This window comes from Enterococcus sp. DIV2402 (assembly GCF_017426705.2).
GTDB lineage: Bacteria > Bacillota > Bacilli > Lactobacillales > Enterococcaceae > Enterococcus_F > Enterococcus_F lowellii.
Genome location: NZ_CP147251.1, coordinates 1,971,875 through 1,987,158 on the forward strand (window position 1 = coordinate 1,971,875; position 15,284 = coordinate 1,987,158).

General features: G+C 38.1%; 16 protein-coding genes. 15 read left to right on the top strand and 1 reads right to left on the bottom strand.

Annotated features, from left to right (window positions below):
- The first annotated feature begins 14 nt into the window (after positions 1-14).
- From DOK78_RS09525 to DOK78_RS09560, 8 genes are all read left to right on the top strand, one after another.
- Positions 15-1,112: a prephenate dehydrogenase gene (locus tag DOK78_RS09525; RefSeq protein ID WP_207940581.1), complete on the top strand. Its 1,098-nt coding sequence runs from the start codon at positions 15-17 to the stop codon at positions 1,110-1,112.
- A gap of 9 nt (positions 1,113-1,121) precedes the next feature.
- A complete protein-coding gene (gene aroA / locus DOK78_RS09530) occupies positions 1,122-2,408 on the top strand; it encodes a 3-phosphoshikimate 1-carboxyvinyltransferase (protein ID WP_207940580.1) in 1,287 nt (428 codons plus the stop codon).
- 1 nt (position 2,409) lies between these two features.
- Positions 2,410-2,916 carry a shikimate kinase gene (locus DOK78_RS09535; protein WP_207940579.1) on the top strand — a complete coding sequence of 169 codons (507 nt, stop codon included), beginning with the start codon at positions 2,410-2,412 and terminating at the stop codon, positions 2,914-2,916.
- The gene (gene pheA, locus DOK78_RS09540; RefSeq protein ID WP_207940578.1) at positions 2,917-3,750 is read left to right on the top strand and encodes a prephenate dehydratase; all 834 of its coding nucleotides are present in this window, start codon (positions 2,917-2,919) and stop codon (positions 3,748-3,750) included.
- Positions 3,751-3,866: 116 nt separating this feature from the next.
- Positions 3,867-4,934, top strand: a complete 1,068-nt coding sequence (locus DOK78_RS09545) for an LCP family protein (RefSeq protein ID WP_207940577.1) — start codon at positions 3,867-3,869, stop codon at positions 4,932-4,934.
- Between the two features lie 80 nt (positions 4,935-5,014).
- Positions 5,015-5,863: a DegV family protein gene (locus DOK78_RS09550; RefSeq protein ID WP_207940576.1), complete on the top strand. Its 849-nt coding sequence runs from the start codon at positions 5,015-5,017 to the stop codon at positions 5,861-5,863.
- Between the two features lie 153 nt (positions 5,864-6,016).
- A complete protein-coding gene (locus tag DOK78_RS09555) occupies positions 6,017-6,409 on the top strand; it encodes an HIT family protein (RefSeq protein ID WP_207940575.1) in 393 nt (130 codons plus the stop codon).
- Positions 6,406-6,996, top strand: coding sequence for a histidine phosphatase family protein (locus DOK78_RS09560; protein ID WP_207940574.1), 591 nt, complete (start codon positions 6,406-6,408; stop codon positions 6,994-6,996). Before DOK78_RS09555 ends, DOK78_RS09560 begins: the two co-directional genes overlap by 4 nt.
- Before the next feature lie 2 nt (positions 6,997-6,998).
- Here DOK78_RS09560 and DOK78_RS09565 read toward each other — a convergent pair whose 3' ends face one another.
- The gene (locus DOK78_RS09565) at positions 6,999-7,364 is read right to left on the bottom strand and encodes a PaaI family thioesterase (protein WP_207940573.1); all 366 of its coding nucleotides are present in this window, start codon (positions 7,362-7,364) and stop codon (positions 6,999-7,001) included.
- 140 nt (positions 7,365-7,504) lie between these two features.
- Between DOK78_RS09565 and menB the strand changes: the two genes are divergently transcribed.
- The 7 genes from menB to DOK78_RS09600 are packed head-to-tail and all read left to right on the top strand — an operon-like array spanning position 7,505 to position 15,194.
- Entirely contained in the window at positions 7,505-8,320 is an 816-nt protein-coding gene (menB, locus tag DOK78_RS09570) for a 1,4-dihydroxy-2-naphthoyl-CoA synthase (RefSeq protein WP_207940572.1), read from the top strand.
- On the top strand, positions 8,320-9,729 hold the full coding sequence (menE, locus tag DOK78_RS09575) for an o-succinylbenzoate--CoA ligase (RefSeq protein WP_207940571.1): 1,410 nt from the start codon (positions 8,320-8,322) through the stop codon (positions 9,727-9,729). The genes menB and menE overlap by 1 nt, the downstream gene beginning before the upstream one ends.
- Complete coding sequence (locus DOK78_RS09580) at positions 9,710-11,062, top strand: isochorismate synthase (RefSeq protein ID WP_207940570.1); 1,353 nt, start codon at positions 9,710-9,712, stop codon at positions 11,060-11,062. Before menE ends, DOK78_RS09580 begins: the two co-directional genes overlap by 20 nt.
- Positions 11,037-12,731, top strand: a complete 1,695-nt coding sequence (gene menD, locus DOK78_RS09585) for a 2-succinyl-5-enolpyruvyl-6-hydroxy-3-cyclohexene-1-carboxylic-acid synthase (protein WP_207940569.1) — start codon at positions 11,037-11,039, stop codon at positions 12,729-12,731. Before DOK78_RS09580 ends, menD begins: the two co-directional genes overlap by 26 nt.
- Complete coding sequence (gene menH, locus DOK78_RS09590; protein WP_207940568.1) at positions 12,724-13,521, top strand: 2-succinyl-6-hydroxy-2,4-cyclohexadiene-1-carboxylate synthase; 798 nt, start codon at positions 12,724-12,726, stop codon at positions 13,519-13,521. The genes menD and menH overlap by 8 nt, the downstream gene beginning before the upstream one ends.
- Complete coding sequence (gene menC, locus DOK78_RS09595) at positions 13,518-14,627, top strand: o-succinylbenzoate synthase (RefSeq protein WP_207940567.1); 1,110 nt, start codon at positions 13,518-13,520, stop codon at positions 14,625-14,627. The genes menH and menC overlap by 4 nt, the downstream gene beginning before the upstream one ends.
- 24 nt (positions 14,628-14,651) lie before the next feature.
- Positions 14,652-15,194 (top strand): DUF1697 domain-containing protein, encoded by a 543-nt coding sequence (locus DOK78_RS09600; RefSeq protein ID WP_207940566.1) that lies wholly within the window; start codon positions 14,652-14,654, stop codon positions 15,192-15,194.
- The last annotated feature ends 90 nt before the right edge of the window (positions 15,195-15,284 follow it).

A 15,284-nucleotide genomic window follows, 5' to 3' on the forward strand; every position in this document is an offset into this window, starting at 1 on the left:
TTGGGGAGGTAGGCATGAAACAAAATGTATTAATCATTGGTTTAGGTTTAATCGGTGCGTCATTAGCTATTGCTATTAAAAAAGAACATCCCGATGTGCAATTGATTGGTTGGGATTACTTTGAAGAAACACGTATGATTGCCAAAAATCAAAAAATCGTAGACGAAATTCCAACTACGTTTGAAGAAGGAGCACTTAAAGCAGATATTATTTTATTAGCTGTTCCAATTAAAACGTCGTTAACTTATTTAAAAGAATTAGCCAAACTTCCATTAAAATCAACGGTCCTTGTAACCGATGCAGGCAGTACGAAACAGGAAATTATGCTGCTTGCAGAGCAACTGCCCTTTGATTTTATCGGTGGACATCCAATGGCCGGTTCGCATAAATCAGGTGTGTCAGCCGCTGATGGGAATCTTTTTGAAAATGCCTACTATATTTTTACTGTCCCACAAGATGAACAAGTAGCCAAACGGGTAGCTGAATTACAAGAGTTGTTCCAAGGTGCTCGTGCCAAGTATGTCATATTGACTGCTGATGAACACGACCAAATTACAGGTATGTTATCGCATTTACCACATATTATTGCATCTGGATTAGTCAATCAAGCCGATGTTTTTAATCAATTACACCCACGCGCTAAACAATTAGCTGCAGGTGGTTTTCGAGATATTACACGAATCGCTTCTGCTGATCCACAAATGTGGACGGATATTTTGTTAAGCAATCGGGAAGCCTTGCTTTCATTAATGATCACTTGGCAAGAACAAATGACAGAAATTTCTGACTGGTTAAAAGCAGGCGATCGTACGAAAATTTTTGAGTTTTTTGAAAATGCGAAAGATACACGTGATAGCTTACCCGTTCATAGTAATGGGGCGATTCCGGCTTTTTATGATTTAATGGTGGATGTTCCAGACCGTCCAGGGGTAATTGCTGAAATCACGAGTATTTTAGGACAGGCCGAGCTTTCTGTTATTAATATTAAGATTTTAGAGACACGAGAAGACATTATCGGTGTCTTACAGTTAACCTTTAAAAATCAAGGCGATTTACTTGCCGGTAAACAATGTATTGAAGAGAAGACCGACTATCCTTGTCGTCTGAAATAGGAGGAAACTATGAAATTATCACAGGCAAATCAATTAAAAGGGACGTTACGGGTTCCAGCAGATAAATCAATCTCACATCGCAGTATCATGTTTGGGGCGTTAGCAAGTGGAAGAACGACCGTGAAAAATTTTCTACGTGCGGAAGACTGTATGAGTACGCTTCATGCCTTTCAAGCCCTAGGTGTACCAATTGCGGACGACGGCGAAACAATTACGATTGATGGGCAAGGGTTTGACGGTTTAAAACCAACAGATTCGCCAATTGATATTGGAAATTCTGGGACAACGATTCGTTTAATGATGGGTATCTTAGCAGGTTCTGGGTTTAAAACTACGTTATTTGGTGATGACTCTTTAAATAAACGTCCCATGAACCGTGTGATGTTGCCATTGTGTGAAATGAATGCTCAAATGCACGGAGACAATGATTCTGAATTTCCGCCAATTACAATTGAAGGCGTGGATGAGCTACAGCCAATTAATTATGTGATGCCGATGGCGAGTGCGCAAGTTAAATCAGCGATTATTTTTGCTGCTATGCAAGCAAATGGCACTTCAACTATTCTAGAAAAAGAAGTATCACGCAACCACACAGAAGAAATGATTCGTCAATTTGGTGGCGAAATTAATGTTTCTGGCAAAGAAATTTCAATCACAGGTCCACAAACATTAACCGGTCAAGCTGTAACAGTTCCTGGAGATATTTCTTCTGCAGCATTTTTCTTAGTTGCGGGTGCAATCACACCAAATAGCGAAATTACCTTAACAAACGTAGGGATTAATCCCACACGTACAGGAATTGTGGATGTTTTAACGGATATGGGAGCTGATTTAGAAATATTAAATGAAGATACAAAAAATCAAGCAGCAGATATGGTGATTCGTACCTCTCATTTAAAAGCCACAACGATTGAAGGAGATTTAATCCCTCGTTTAATTGATGAACTACCAGTAATTGCGTTATTAGCAACTCAGGCGCAAGGAACAACGGTAATTAAAGACGCTGAAGAGCTAAAAGTTAAAGAAACCAATCGTATCGATGCAACAGCTGACCAATTACGCAAAATGGGCGCTGATATTACAGCAACAGAAGACGGTCTAATCATTAACGGTCCAACACCATTGCATGGTGCAACCGTTTCTAGTCTAGGCGATCACCGTATTGGTATGATGTTGCAGGTTGCTGCATTAATTAGCGAAGGGGATGTTGAATTAGAACGCCCAGAAGCGGTGGCTATCTCTTATCCAGCCTTTTTTGATGATGTTCAATCGTTAATTCAAGGAGGCGCAAAATAAAATGAATCAAATTGTTTTGATTGGTTTTATGGGTGCGGGTAAAACAACTGTCGGAAATCTTTTAGCTGAAAAACTGAATAGTCAGCAATATGATTTTGATCAACTTATCGTAGAAAAAATCGGTATGAGTATTGCCGATTATTTTGAACAATATGGCGATGTAGCCTTTCGTGAAATTGAAACAACTGTTTTAGCTGAAGTTGACGCGTTAGACGGTATTCTGTCAACGGGTGGCGGGATTGTTTTAAAAGCAGAAAATCGTGAATTACTCAAAAAAATGGCGAATGTGGTCTATTTAAAAGCTGACTTAACAGAATTAATTCAACGAGTAACGCAAGATGAAGAGAATATCCGTCCGCTAGCAGATTCAAAAACGCCGCAAGAAATTGAAGCTATCTATCGTCCAAGAGTGCCTTTATATGAAGAAAGTGCACAAATTATTATTGAAACTACAGGTAAAACGCCGCAAGAAATCGTCACAGAAATTTTGAAACAAGTAGGTGAGTAAATGAAAGTTGGTTATTTAGGACCTAAAAATTCCTTTACCTTCCAAGCAGCAAGTACCATCGCAGACGAAACAGAACTTGTCGCATATCCGTCTATTCCTTTTTGTATTCAAGCTTTAGAAGAACATCAAATTAGTTTTGCAGTAGTTCCTATTGAAAATTCATTGGAAGGTTCAGTTCATGCCAGTGTGGATCGCATTTTCCATCAAGATAAGCTGTTTGTTGCCGGAGAAATTGTCTTACCGATTCGACAACAATTATTAGGCTATTCCAATGAACAACCAATTACTAAAATCCTTTCGCACCCGCAAGCTCTTGCGCAGTCGCAACGCTTTTTAGAAACGAACTATCCCTTGACTCCGTTGGAAGCAGTAGCATCGACCACCTTTGCAGCAGAATATGTCGCAAATCATCCAGAAGAACAAGTTGCTGCTATTGCTTCGGAAAAAGCAGCAAGTGAATATGGATTAAACATTTTAGCACATGGTATTCAAGATAATGCTTTAAATCAAACACGTTTTTGGATATTAACTGCTACGAAAGGTGAAACGTTAGATACCTTAGGAAAACCGGCTCGCAACACCTTATTTATTACGTTACCAGATAATTTACCCGGAGCTTTGCATAAGGTCTTGTCTTGTTTTGCGTGGCGAAATATCGATTTGAGTAAAATTGAGTCGCGTCCTTTAAAAACAAGTTTAGGTGAATATTTCTTTATCGTTGATTTAACTTTGGAAGATAATCAAGCTTTAATTAAAAATGCAATTGAAGAAATTGAGCTTTTAAATGGACGTACCAGAAACATCGGGAGTTATCCTGTAAAAATCATTCAGTAACCTATGCTTTTGGCATAGGTTTTTTTGTAGAAAAAGGTTAAGTTTTCTTATTTTAATTTGCTTTATTGTAAGGGTCATGTATGCTATAAGAGAATATATCTTTGGAGGAACAAATTATGAGTCGAATGGATCGTCATAAAAAACAAAAATCAACAGAACAAATTTTTGCTCGTAAAACGATTGAAAAACAAACAGACTGGGAAGAAGATTGGGAGGACGTTGAGAGTGGGAATAAGCTACCACCTAGTGCACCTCCACCTAAATCAAGCTTTTTTAAAAAGAAGCCCAAAAAACAAAAAAAACATCGCTTTGTCCGATGTTTGATTACCTTTTTAATTGTATGTATTGGGTATTCGGGTATTTCATTTTTTGTCGGGCAACTAGTCGCTAAAAGTGATAGTGCTTCTGTCCAACCAGAAACCTTTAACGGAATGACCGCAGCAGACGGGAGTCACAATATTCTATTGATAGGAAATGACAGTCGTGAAGGAGAAACAGCACGTGCTGATACGATTATGGTCTTGCAATTAGATGGACCTGCCAAGAAACCTAAACTTATTTCTTTCATGCGCGATACTCTTGTGACTATTCCTGGTGTAGGCGATAATAAAATTAATGCTGCGTATGCCTATGGAGGAGCAGAATTAGTCCGAATAACGTTATCACAAAATTTTGGTATTGAAACTAGCTATTATACAACAGTTGATTTCCAGACATTCGAAAAAGTGATTGATACTCTTTTTCCAAGCGGTGTAAAAATTGATGCCGAAAAAGACATGAGTAAAAATTTAGAAGTAGCCATTAAACAAGGTCCACAAAAAATGGATGGCTTGACCCTTTTACAATATGCTCGGTTTAGAATGGATGAAGAAGGGGACTTTGGTCGCGTTCGTCGTCAGCAACAAGTGATGAACGCCGTATTTAGTCAATTAAAAAATCCTATTTCTTTATTAAAATTGCCTTATGCAGCTGGGAAAGTCATGGGATATGCGTCAACAGATTTATCGATGGGCTTTTTATTGAAAAATACCTTGTCGATTGCTAAAGGAGCGGCTGGTGTCGATCGTTTAAGTGTTCCTGTTGAAGGCTCATGGTCTTATGGTGAAACCTATGAAGCAGGTAGTGTATTAGTCGTTGATACTGAGATGAATCGTCAAGCTATTCAACAGTTTCTGTCAAAATAATTAGAAGCACTTTTAAAAACGGATAGGTTTATGCTATATTAGTACTAACGTTTGAAAATTGTTTGAAACGAGGATAGAAAATGAAATTAGCAATTGTTACAGATAGTACGGCATTTTTACCTGAACGCATTCAAAAACATTCTGATTTATTCGTTATCCCAATCCCTGTTATTTTAGATGGGAAAATTTATAACGAAGGAATCGATATTGAAGCAGAGGAATATTATGGATTACTAAAAAACAGCAAGGAATTTCCAACAACTTCACAACCGGCATTAGGCGAAGCTCTTGAACTATATGAAAGTATCGCTGCAAAAGGTTATGATACCATTATTAGTATTCATTTATCTTCGGGTATTTCAGGATTTGTTCATAATTTGCACACAATTGAAGAGGCCATTGATGGTGTGAAAATAGTCCCTTATGATTCGAAAATTACGAGTATGCCCATGGGCCATATGGTGGAAGCAGCTCTTGACTTAGCCGATCAAGGTAAAAGTTTAGAAGCTATTTTAACTCATTTAGATGTCATTCGTGACAATACCTATGCGTATTTAATTATTGATGATTTAAATAATTTAGTGCGTGGTGGACGTCTAACCAATGGGGCAGCAGCTATTGCGGGGCTTCTAAAAATCAAACCAATATTAACTTTTGAAAATGGAAAAATTGTATTATTTGAAAAAATTCGTTCCAGTAAGAAGGCTTTCAATCGTGCTGAAGAAATAATTGGCCAACATAAACAGGAAATCAATCGTCCTTTAAAATTATATGTTATTCATGCGAATAATCCAGAAATGGCTTTAGAAGAACAAAAAAAATTACAAGAACGTTATCCCGATGTATCAGTTGAAATTGGTTATTTCGGACCAGTTATCGGCACTCATTTAGGAGAAAAAGCAATTGGTTTAGCGATTTCTGCGCAATAATTGAAAAACTCGTGCATAGGTACGAGTTTTTTTTTGCCTGAGAAAACCATAATAAAATTATGTAAACTTATATTCGATGAGCTTTAATCTAGACGAATTGACTTTTTCTTGGAATAATAAACGCATCAACTATTTATCAGGAGGCGGTAGCAGATGCTTTGTCAATTTTGTCATGCGATTTCCTCGCATAATTACTTAAAAACCACCGCTCACTTTTATGTCGTCTACGATATCGATCCTATCCAACAAGGCCATTTGTTAATCATCTCTAAAGAACATTATACGAATTTACGGAGTCTTCCGAGACATAGCTTATATGAATTAATTGAGTTAGAACAAGAACTAACAGAATTATTAGAAACTCATTTTGATATTCAAGGAGTATCGATTCTGCAAAATAACGGAAAAGTGATGGATGAGGGGACTCATTTTCATGTCCATGTTGTCCCGCGTTACCCAAACGATGCTTTTTGGGATAATCAATACGTACCACAGCAGCCACTTTCACTGACAAAATTAACGAACTTATTAGGAGGAATAGTGTGAAACTAATTTTAATTCGACATGGCGAATCGACTTATAATAAATTTAATCGTGAGAATCCACAAAAACGCGTCTTTACCGGACAATTCGATACCCCTTTAACAGATATGGGTCGCCAACAAGCATTGCAATTACAACAATTTCAAGAATTGAGAACGATTGAAACGGTCTATGCATCTACGCTATCTCGTGCTTTTGAAACTGCTCAGTTAGCAACAAATAGAAAGGATATCTTGCTTGATGAGCGTTTGAAAGAGCGATCGTTAGGCGAACTAGAAGGACAGTCATTAGCTGACTTAACTGATTTTTGTGCCACATTACCACAAGATTTCACTCATAGTTTTCACACGAAAGCACCAGGAGGCGAAAGTTATACGGATGTTCTGCAACGAATGCATGCTTTTTTTAGTGATTATTGGCATGATGAAATGGCTGTATTCTCACATCAAGGTTGTATCCGTACGATTATGATGCATCTGATGAATTTAACGGAAGCCGAAACATTACGCTTACAGATCCCCAATTGCTATCCAATTGTCTTAGAAGGCGAGCGCGTAGGGGAATTCATTCAAAAAACGAGCAACTCGTAGAGTTACTCGTTTTTTTTGTTCACCATTAATGTACATTTACCGGTTGCTATTAATGTTTCTGCTAAATAAATCTCTGCGTGCCAAAATTGTAAACGTCCGCCTACTTTTTCTGGGGAAGCGATAACTTGGATCTTGCCTGACTGTACAGTATTAAGATGGCTGATTTGTAAATCCACACCTACCGCAAATCCATCTGTAAGGTGCTGATTAGCACCCAGACTACAAGCAGTTTCAATCAAGACACCACTTACACCGCCATGCAAATAACCAAATGGCTGTTTATGGATTGCTGCTACTTCTAAAGATAAAATAACTTTTTCTTTTGTTACTTGCTCTGTGTGTATTGCTAAATGCTCTAATAAATTCATTCTCTTACTCCTTCGTTTTGTTTAGTATAGCGCAGAGTGAAAAAATTGGCTAGCTGCTTTTTATTAAGCATAAACTCTCTCTTTTTTTGCTATCTTACTGTATAATGAGTAAGTGATGCAATAAAGGAGGAATTAAATCCATGAGAGAATGGCAAACAATTAAAGAATACGATGAAATTCTTTTTGAACAATACGAAAAAGTGGCAAAAATAACAATTAATCGTCCAGAAAGACACAATGCATTTACGCCTAAAACAGTAGCGGAAATGATTGAGGCGTTTAACATTAGTCGTGATCGACAAGATATTGGTGTAATTATCTTAACGGGTGCTGGCGATAAAGCCTTTTGTTCTGGTGGTGACCAAAAAGTCCGTGGACATGGTGGCTATGTTGGCGAAGATCAAGTTCCTCGTCTCAACGTTTTAGATTTACAACGTTTAATCCGAGTTATTCCTAAACCGGTCATTGCGATGGTTAAAGGCTGGTCTATTGGTGGCGGAAATGTCCTTCAATTAGTGTGTGACATTACTATCGCCGCAGATAATGCTAAATTTGGTCAAACTGGTCCGAATGTTGGTAGTTTCGATGGTGGTTATGGCTCTGGTTATTTGGCACGTGTTGTTGGACATAAAAAAGCCAAGGAAGTTTGGTTTATGACAAAACAATATACGGCAGAAGAAGCCCTAGCAATGAATTGGATTAACACTGTTGTTCCTTTAGAAGAAGTAGAAGATGTGACAATGGAATGGGCAGGAGAAATGTTGAAGAAGAGTCCATTAGCTTTACGTATGATTAAGGCAGCGATGAATGCAGATACTGACGGCTTAGCCGGTATTCAACAATTAGCAGGGGATGCAACATTATTGTATTATACAATGGATGAAGCTAAAGAAGGTCGCGACGCCTTCAAAGAAAAACGTGAACCTGATTTTGATCAGTTCCCTAAATTCCCATAATGAGACCAAATAGTTGGTTACAGCGACAAGCGCAATTTTATCCAGAAAGACCAGCTTTTTATTGGAAAGATAAAAGCTGGTCTTTTCATGCGTTAAATCAAGACGTCCAAGGGTACGCGCAGTATTTTCAACAACATCTTCCTAAAAATTGCTCACGTGTCGCAATTTTTAGTAGCAATTCTCAGGAGATGTATTTGACGATTTTAGCACTTTGGGAATTAGGAATTGAGATTCAATTGTTAAATACTCGTTTAACAGATGAGGAAATTACCTTTCAATTACAAGATGCTGACACACAAGTGGTGATTAGCGAAAAACCACTTACGATTGTGATGTCTTTAGCTTTTCCAAACGAAATTCCATCGGTTCAACCAAACAATTTCGTTGATTACGGGTATCAAGCGACTGCTACTGCATCAATCATGTATACTTCAGGAACAACAGGCAAACCAAAAGGCGTTCCCCAAACTTTTGCACATCATCACGCAAGCGCAATAGCCACACAAGAAAATATGCAGATTGCAGCCAATGATTGTTGGCTGTGTCCTACAACCTTATATCATATTAGTGGTTTATCTGTTTTGCTACGTTCGTTAGTGTTAGGGATGAGTGTACGTTTGTATGAAAAATATGAGGTTGAAAAATTAGCTAGTGATATTCGTGAAGGATACGGAACAATTGCCTCTGTAGTCAGCAAAATGTTGATGGAGCTATTACCTTTATTACCTGAATGTCCTACTTCGTTTCGTCACTTTTTATTAGGTGGAGGTCCGATTTCCAAAGAAGTATTACAACAATCGGAAGCACAACGGTTTTCAGTCATTCAATCGTTTGGTATGACAGAAACTTGTTCTCAGGTTATCGCCTTACCTCCTGAAAAAGCGAGCCAAAAGCTTGGTTCAGCTGGACTTCCGTTGAAAAATGTCGAATTGAAGATTGAAAAGGGAGAGATTTTATTAAAAGGTCCTAGTATTGTGTCCTCTTATTTGAATCAGCATACAAGTATGGATGAGGAGAACTGGTTTCATACAGGTGATTTAGGTTATCTGGATGAAGAAGGTTATTTATATGTGCTCAGTCGGATGAGTGAATTAATTATCTCTGGTGGTGAAAACATTTATCCAGCAGAAATTGAGTACGCTTTGATGCAGCATCCACAAATCAAAGAAGCGATTGTCGTTGGAACAGAAGATCCAACGTGGGGGCAAGTCCCTGTCGCCTATCTAGTGATAAATGATTCCTTACAAGCACGGACTATCCCTTCCTATTTAACAGGATTAGCAAAATATAAACATCCAAAAGCTTATTTTATCGTTTCGAGCATTCCTAAAACGGCTAGTGGGAAACCACTAAAACGAAAATTTCTAACAGAAGAAAGAGTGAACTATATTGTGTACCAACTTACATGAGCAACTAGCAGCTATTCAAACAGAATATATTAGTTATTCTTATCCGATTGCATCAGTTGCTTTAGAAGATTTATTTGCCAAAAGTGATGCGTATCAAGGAACACGTTTCTTTTGGCAATCAGCAGATAAAAAAGTAGTCTTTCTAGGGTTAGGTCAGTTGGAAATTTTATATGGTAAAACAGTTGAAGAAATTCGTGCGTTTCAAACGAATTTTTTTGAGAACTGTACGATTTTGCCAACAGAAGTCTATCAAGAACCGCTTTTATTTGGTGGATTTGCATTTGATTTAAATGGAAAATCCGCCCCATTTTGGCAAGAATTAGAACAAGGCTCTTTTCAAGTCCCAACTATCTTATTTAGCCAACAAGAAAAACAGCTATTCGCGACGTTAACCGTTCGCAATCAAAAAGAAGTGGCGCAAACTTTTGCAAAACTAGAGCAGCAAGTTGAAAACCTCTTAGCAGCACCACTTCCTAAAATGATATCAACACCACTTCAAGAGCAGGAATTAGGCGTTCCTGAATGGTTAGCCTTAGTCAACAAAAGTGTCTCTGCGATTCATGCAGGCAAACTAAAAAAAGTCGTGTTGTCTCGTCAAATGAAGGTCACTACACAAGGCACGTTTCATTTAGCAGCTATTTTAAAAAATCTATTATCGCAACAACCAAATACGTATGTCTTTTTATTAGAAGGGGCTACAAGAACGTTTATTGGTGCAACGCCTGAACGATTAATTGAAGGAACACCCGATTATTTTGCTACAGCAAGTGTAGCGGGTTCGATTAGACGGGGAGCAACAGAGACAGAAGATGAGCAACTGGGACAATCGTTACTAACCGATCCAAAGAATTCTCATGAACATGGTTTAGTCGTCAATCGAATTGAACAAGAGTTAGCTCCTTTTATTGATGAACTAACGTTAGGCCCTCGCCGACTGTTAAAAAATAGAGATATTCAACATATTTATTTACCATTATTTGGTAAACGAAAAAAAGAGGTTTATTTGCTACAGTGTATTCAAGCCTTACATCCAACTCCTGCATTAGGGGGCGAACCTAGACAAGCCGCCATGCAGTGGTTAGCCAAACATGAAGCAGCTGGTCGTGGACTATACGGTGCCCCGATTGGTTGGTTAAGCTTAAAAGAAGATATTGGCGAATTTGCAGTAGGCATTCGTTCGGGTGTTTTTAGTCAGGATGAAGGTTTGTTGTATGCAGGTTGTGGTATTGTAGGAGAATCCATCCCTGAAGAAGAAGAAAAAGAAACACGGATTAAATTCCAACCGATGTTGCGAGGAGTGAAAGGTATTGAGTCACCAAAAAACGATGACTAGCTATTTATTAGCGTTTATTGCAGGATTAAAAACAGCAGGGATTAAACAAGTAGTGATTAGTCCCGGTTCTCGTTCGACCCCACTAGCATTATTATTGCATCGGGATACAGAGTTAACTTGTTTTATTGATGTCGATGAACGATCAGCTGGTTTTTTTGCCTTAGGGTTAATCAAAGCTTCTAAAGAACCTGTTGCATTGGTTTGTACTTCTGGAACAGCTGCGGCGAATTATTATCCAGCGATTTGTGAAGCAGATGCAACCAATTTGCCATTAGTTGTCTTAACAACAGATCGGCCACCAGAACTACGAAATGTCGGTGCACCTCAAGCAATGGATCAGCAACAACTTTATGCTAGTCATGTAAAACGATTTACAGAAATGACGGTTCCAGAAGATAGTGAAGAATTGTTACGATATAGTCATTGGCAAGGATTAACCAATAGCTTACATGCGCAACAAGCTCCAAAAGGTCCTGTGCATGTAAACTTACCACTACGTGAACCATTATTACCTGATTTGACGCTAAAAGCACCTGAATTTCTAAACTCAATGATTCTTCCAAGTCAACGTATCGTCGATTTAAGTGAGTTAATGCCTTTTTTCACTAAAAAAGGGTTAATTATTGTGGGAGAACAACACACTACCCAAGAAGCAAAACGTTATCTAGAATTAGCTGCTTTATTGAATTGGCCCATTGTAGGTGATCCGTTAACCAATTTAGCAACTTGTCAGTCATCACCGTATTATTTGAAACAAGCGGATTTGATCTTTAGTCAAACAACGTTAGAACCAGAAGTTATTCTGCGTTTTGGACGTTTGCCAGTAACCAAAAATGTTTTATTGTATTTACAAAAATTAACGGCACCAACAATTTTTGTGGAAGAAACTTTATCTTGGCAAGATCAATTACAAACGACCAATTATTTTATTGAAGCGACAATTGATGAGCTATTGACAAGCATAAAGAAGAGGACATTTCAGCCAATAGCTACGCAATGGGTAACTTCATGGCAAGTGCAACAAACCATTGCAACAACAACTTTAACAAAACAAGCGCTGTTAACTGAATTCAATGAATCTGCTGCAACGGTGGCGTTAGTCGAGCAGTTAAAAAACAGTCAATTATTTGTGGCCAACAGTAATGCGATTCGTTTTGTCGATCGATTGACTGCAGTGAATGCCAATAATGTGACCATTCATGGAAATCGTGGCGTCAACGGAATTGATGGTTTAATTTCTACTACAGCAGGAATTGCTGCCAATCAAGCTCAACCTACCTTTTTATTAATTGGCGATTTAGCTTTCTTCCATGATATGAATGGCTTACAGATGATGAAACACTACCAACTCCCTGTAACAATTGTTTTGTTAAATAATAATGGGGGTGGCATTTTTTCATTTTTATCGCAAAACCAACTACAACCAGAAGACTTTGAACCGCTATTTGGTACACCTCTAAATATGGATTTTCAGCATGTAGCAAAATTATATGGGGCGGTTTATCATCAACCTAAAACATTAGCAGCATTCGAACAATTAATTAGCGAGGCACAACAACAGCCGATTTTCCAAATTATTGAAGTCTGTGGTACACAAAAAGAACCCGTTAATTTATGGCAACAAATTTGTCAGCAGTATCAAACGGCACTAGGTGAGCAAGATGGTTAATTACTTTTATCAATGGTTTACCCCTTATCAAGCGCACCGACCGACAATTATTTGTTTACACGGTTTTACAGGGACGTCGAATACCTTTCGATCCTTAACATTTTCAGCAGAGTATAACTACTTAGGGATTGATTTGATTGGTCATGGCAACAGTAGTGTCTTTGTCCATCCCGATGAGTACCAAATGGAGCAGGTCGTTAATAAATTGCAATCACTCGTGCAGCAACTAGATATTTCGACCTATTATTTAGTAGGTTATTCGATGGGTGGACGTGTGGCATTAGCTTGGGGATTGCAAGATACGAATGTTCAAGGGATTGTTTTAGAAAGTGCTTCTCCAGGATTAGCCAGCCAAGAAGAAAGAAACCAGCGAATAGCAAGCGATAATAAACTTGCACGACGTTTATTAACAGAATCGCTAATCGAATTTGTTGATTTTTGGCAAGAGTTGCCCTTATTCGCCTCGCAAAAACAGTTGCCAGCATCTACTCAAGCCACGATTCGTGCTGAACGAATGAGTCAACAGGCATATGGTTTAGCGATGAGTCTCTATATGATGGGGACCGGCCAACAGCCGAGCTATTGGCAATACTTAGAGACTACTACGCCAATGCTTTTAATTACTGGTGAATGGGATCAAAAATTTCAACAAATTGCATATAACATGCGCAAAAAAAATCCAAGCATACAAATTCAGGAAGTATCTGGTGCTGGTCATTGTGTGCATATTGAACAACCTGCAGCCTATTGTCAGATTGTCGAAGATTGGTTAAAGGAGAATGCTAAATGAAGATTGTTGAAGTGAAACATGTACAATTACGCTTACCATTGAAATCTCCATTTGTAACAAGTTACGGCGTTTTAAAGGAGAAAGCCCTTGATTTATATCTTTTATATGATGAAGCTGGCAATCAAGGAATTGGTGAACTGGTATCTTTTGAAGTACCTGATTATATTGAAGAGACTATTGAAAACTCCCGCCACGTTATTCACAATTTTTTATTCCCTTTATTAGGACAGACTGACATTTACCATCCGAAAGACGTTTGGCAATTATTTCAAGGAATTCAAGGTAACTATATGGCTAAATCGGCATTAGAAACAGCGGTATGGGATTTATATGCGAAACGCCAGAAGCGATCATTGGTGACTTATTTTGAGGAAACACGCCAAGTCCTTCCAGTGGGTGTAAGCATCGGAATCCAGCCGTCTATCTCACAGTTACTAAAGATCGTTCAAGACTATGTGGCACAAGGGTACCAGCGGATTAAGTTAAAAATTAAACCAAATCAAGATTACGAACCATTGACAGCTATTCGGCAACAGTTTCCTGAGTTATTGTTGATGGCGGATGCTAATTCAGCTTATTCTTGGGAAGATTTACCTTTGCTTCAAAGAATAGATACGTTAAACTTAGCGATGATTGAGCAACCTTTTCATCAACGAGATTTTGTTATGCATCAGCAATTACAAAAAAGATTACACACACCAATTTGCTTGGATGAAAATATTCGTAGTTTAGAAGATGTACAGACAGCGTACGCTTTGGGCAGTTGTCGAAGCATTAATTTAAAAATTCCTCGTGTGGGTGGAATTACAGAGGCGTTACGTATCGTTGATTTCTGCAAAGAAAAAGGGCTCATTGTGTGGCTAGGTGGCATGTTTGAATCGGGAGTTGGACGGGCGTTAAACCTTCAATTTGCTAGCCAATCAATTTTCCAATTTCCTGGCGATATTTCCGGTTCAGATCGGTATTACTATGAGGATATCATTATGAATCCAGCAAAAGTCGTGGCTGGAACATTGAAGGTTCCCAAAGGCGAGGGGATTGGTGTAAAATTAGATTGGACAACAATCGAACGTTATACGTATTCTTCAAATAAATTCTTATTGTAATCTTAGAGAAAAGAGGGGAGAGCGATGATTCAACTCGTATTCTTACGTGGTGTGATGCCTTCTGGTAAAAATAGAGTCCCAATGAAACAATTGCAAGAGTTGCTTCAAGAAAATGGCTATCCTAATGCACGAACATACCTGCACACGGGAAATATTATTCTTACGTCTGAAAAGAATCCTAATGAATTAGCAAAACATATTTATCAACTGATTCTAACAAATATTGGGCCAGATTTAGGTGTTCTAGTACGAACGCCTGAAGCCGTTCAACAAATATTGATAAATAATCCTTTTCAACAGCCGGAAGATGAATTAAAACGTGTTTTTTTCAGTATGCTTAGTCATAGTCCAACAAAAGAAGCTGTACAGGTTGTCCAAGAAAAAATTAAAGAAACGACGGAACGTTTAATCGTTTCTGGAGATACAGCCTATATGTATATTCCAGGTAGTGCTGCTAGAAGTAAACTGAGTAACATCACATTAGAAAAGTCGTGGAAACTAGTAGCGACGACGCGTAATTTTAATACTTTATCCAAAGTGTTAGCGATTGCTGAAACTTTCAAGTAGAATACGTAATATGAAATAACATGATTTCTTCTTCATTTGAATGAGAAATCATGTTATTTTTTTGTTGACAGATTGTTTATATAATGATAA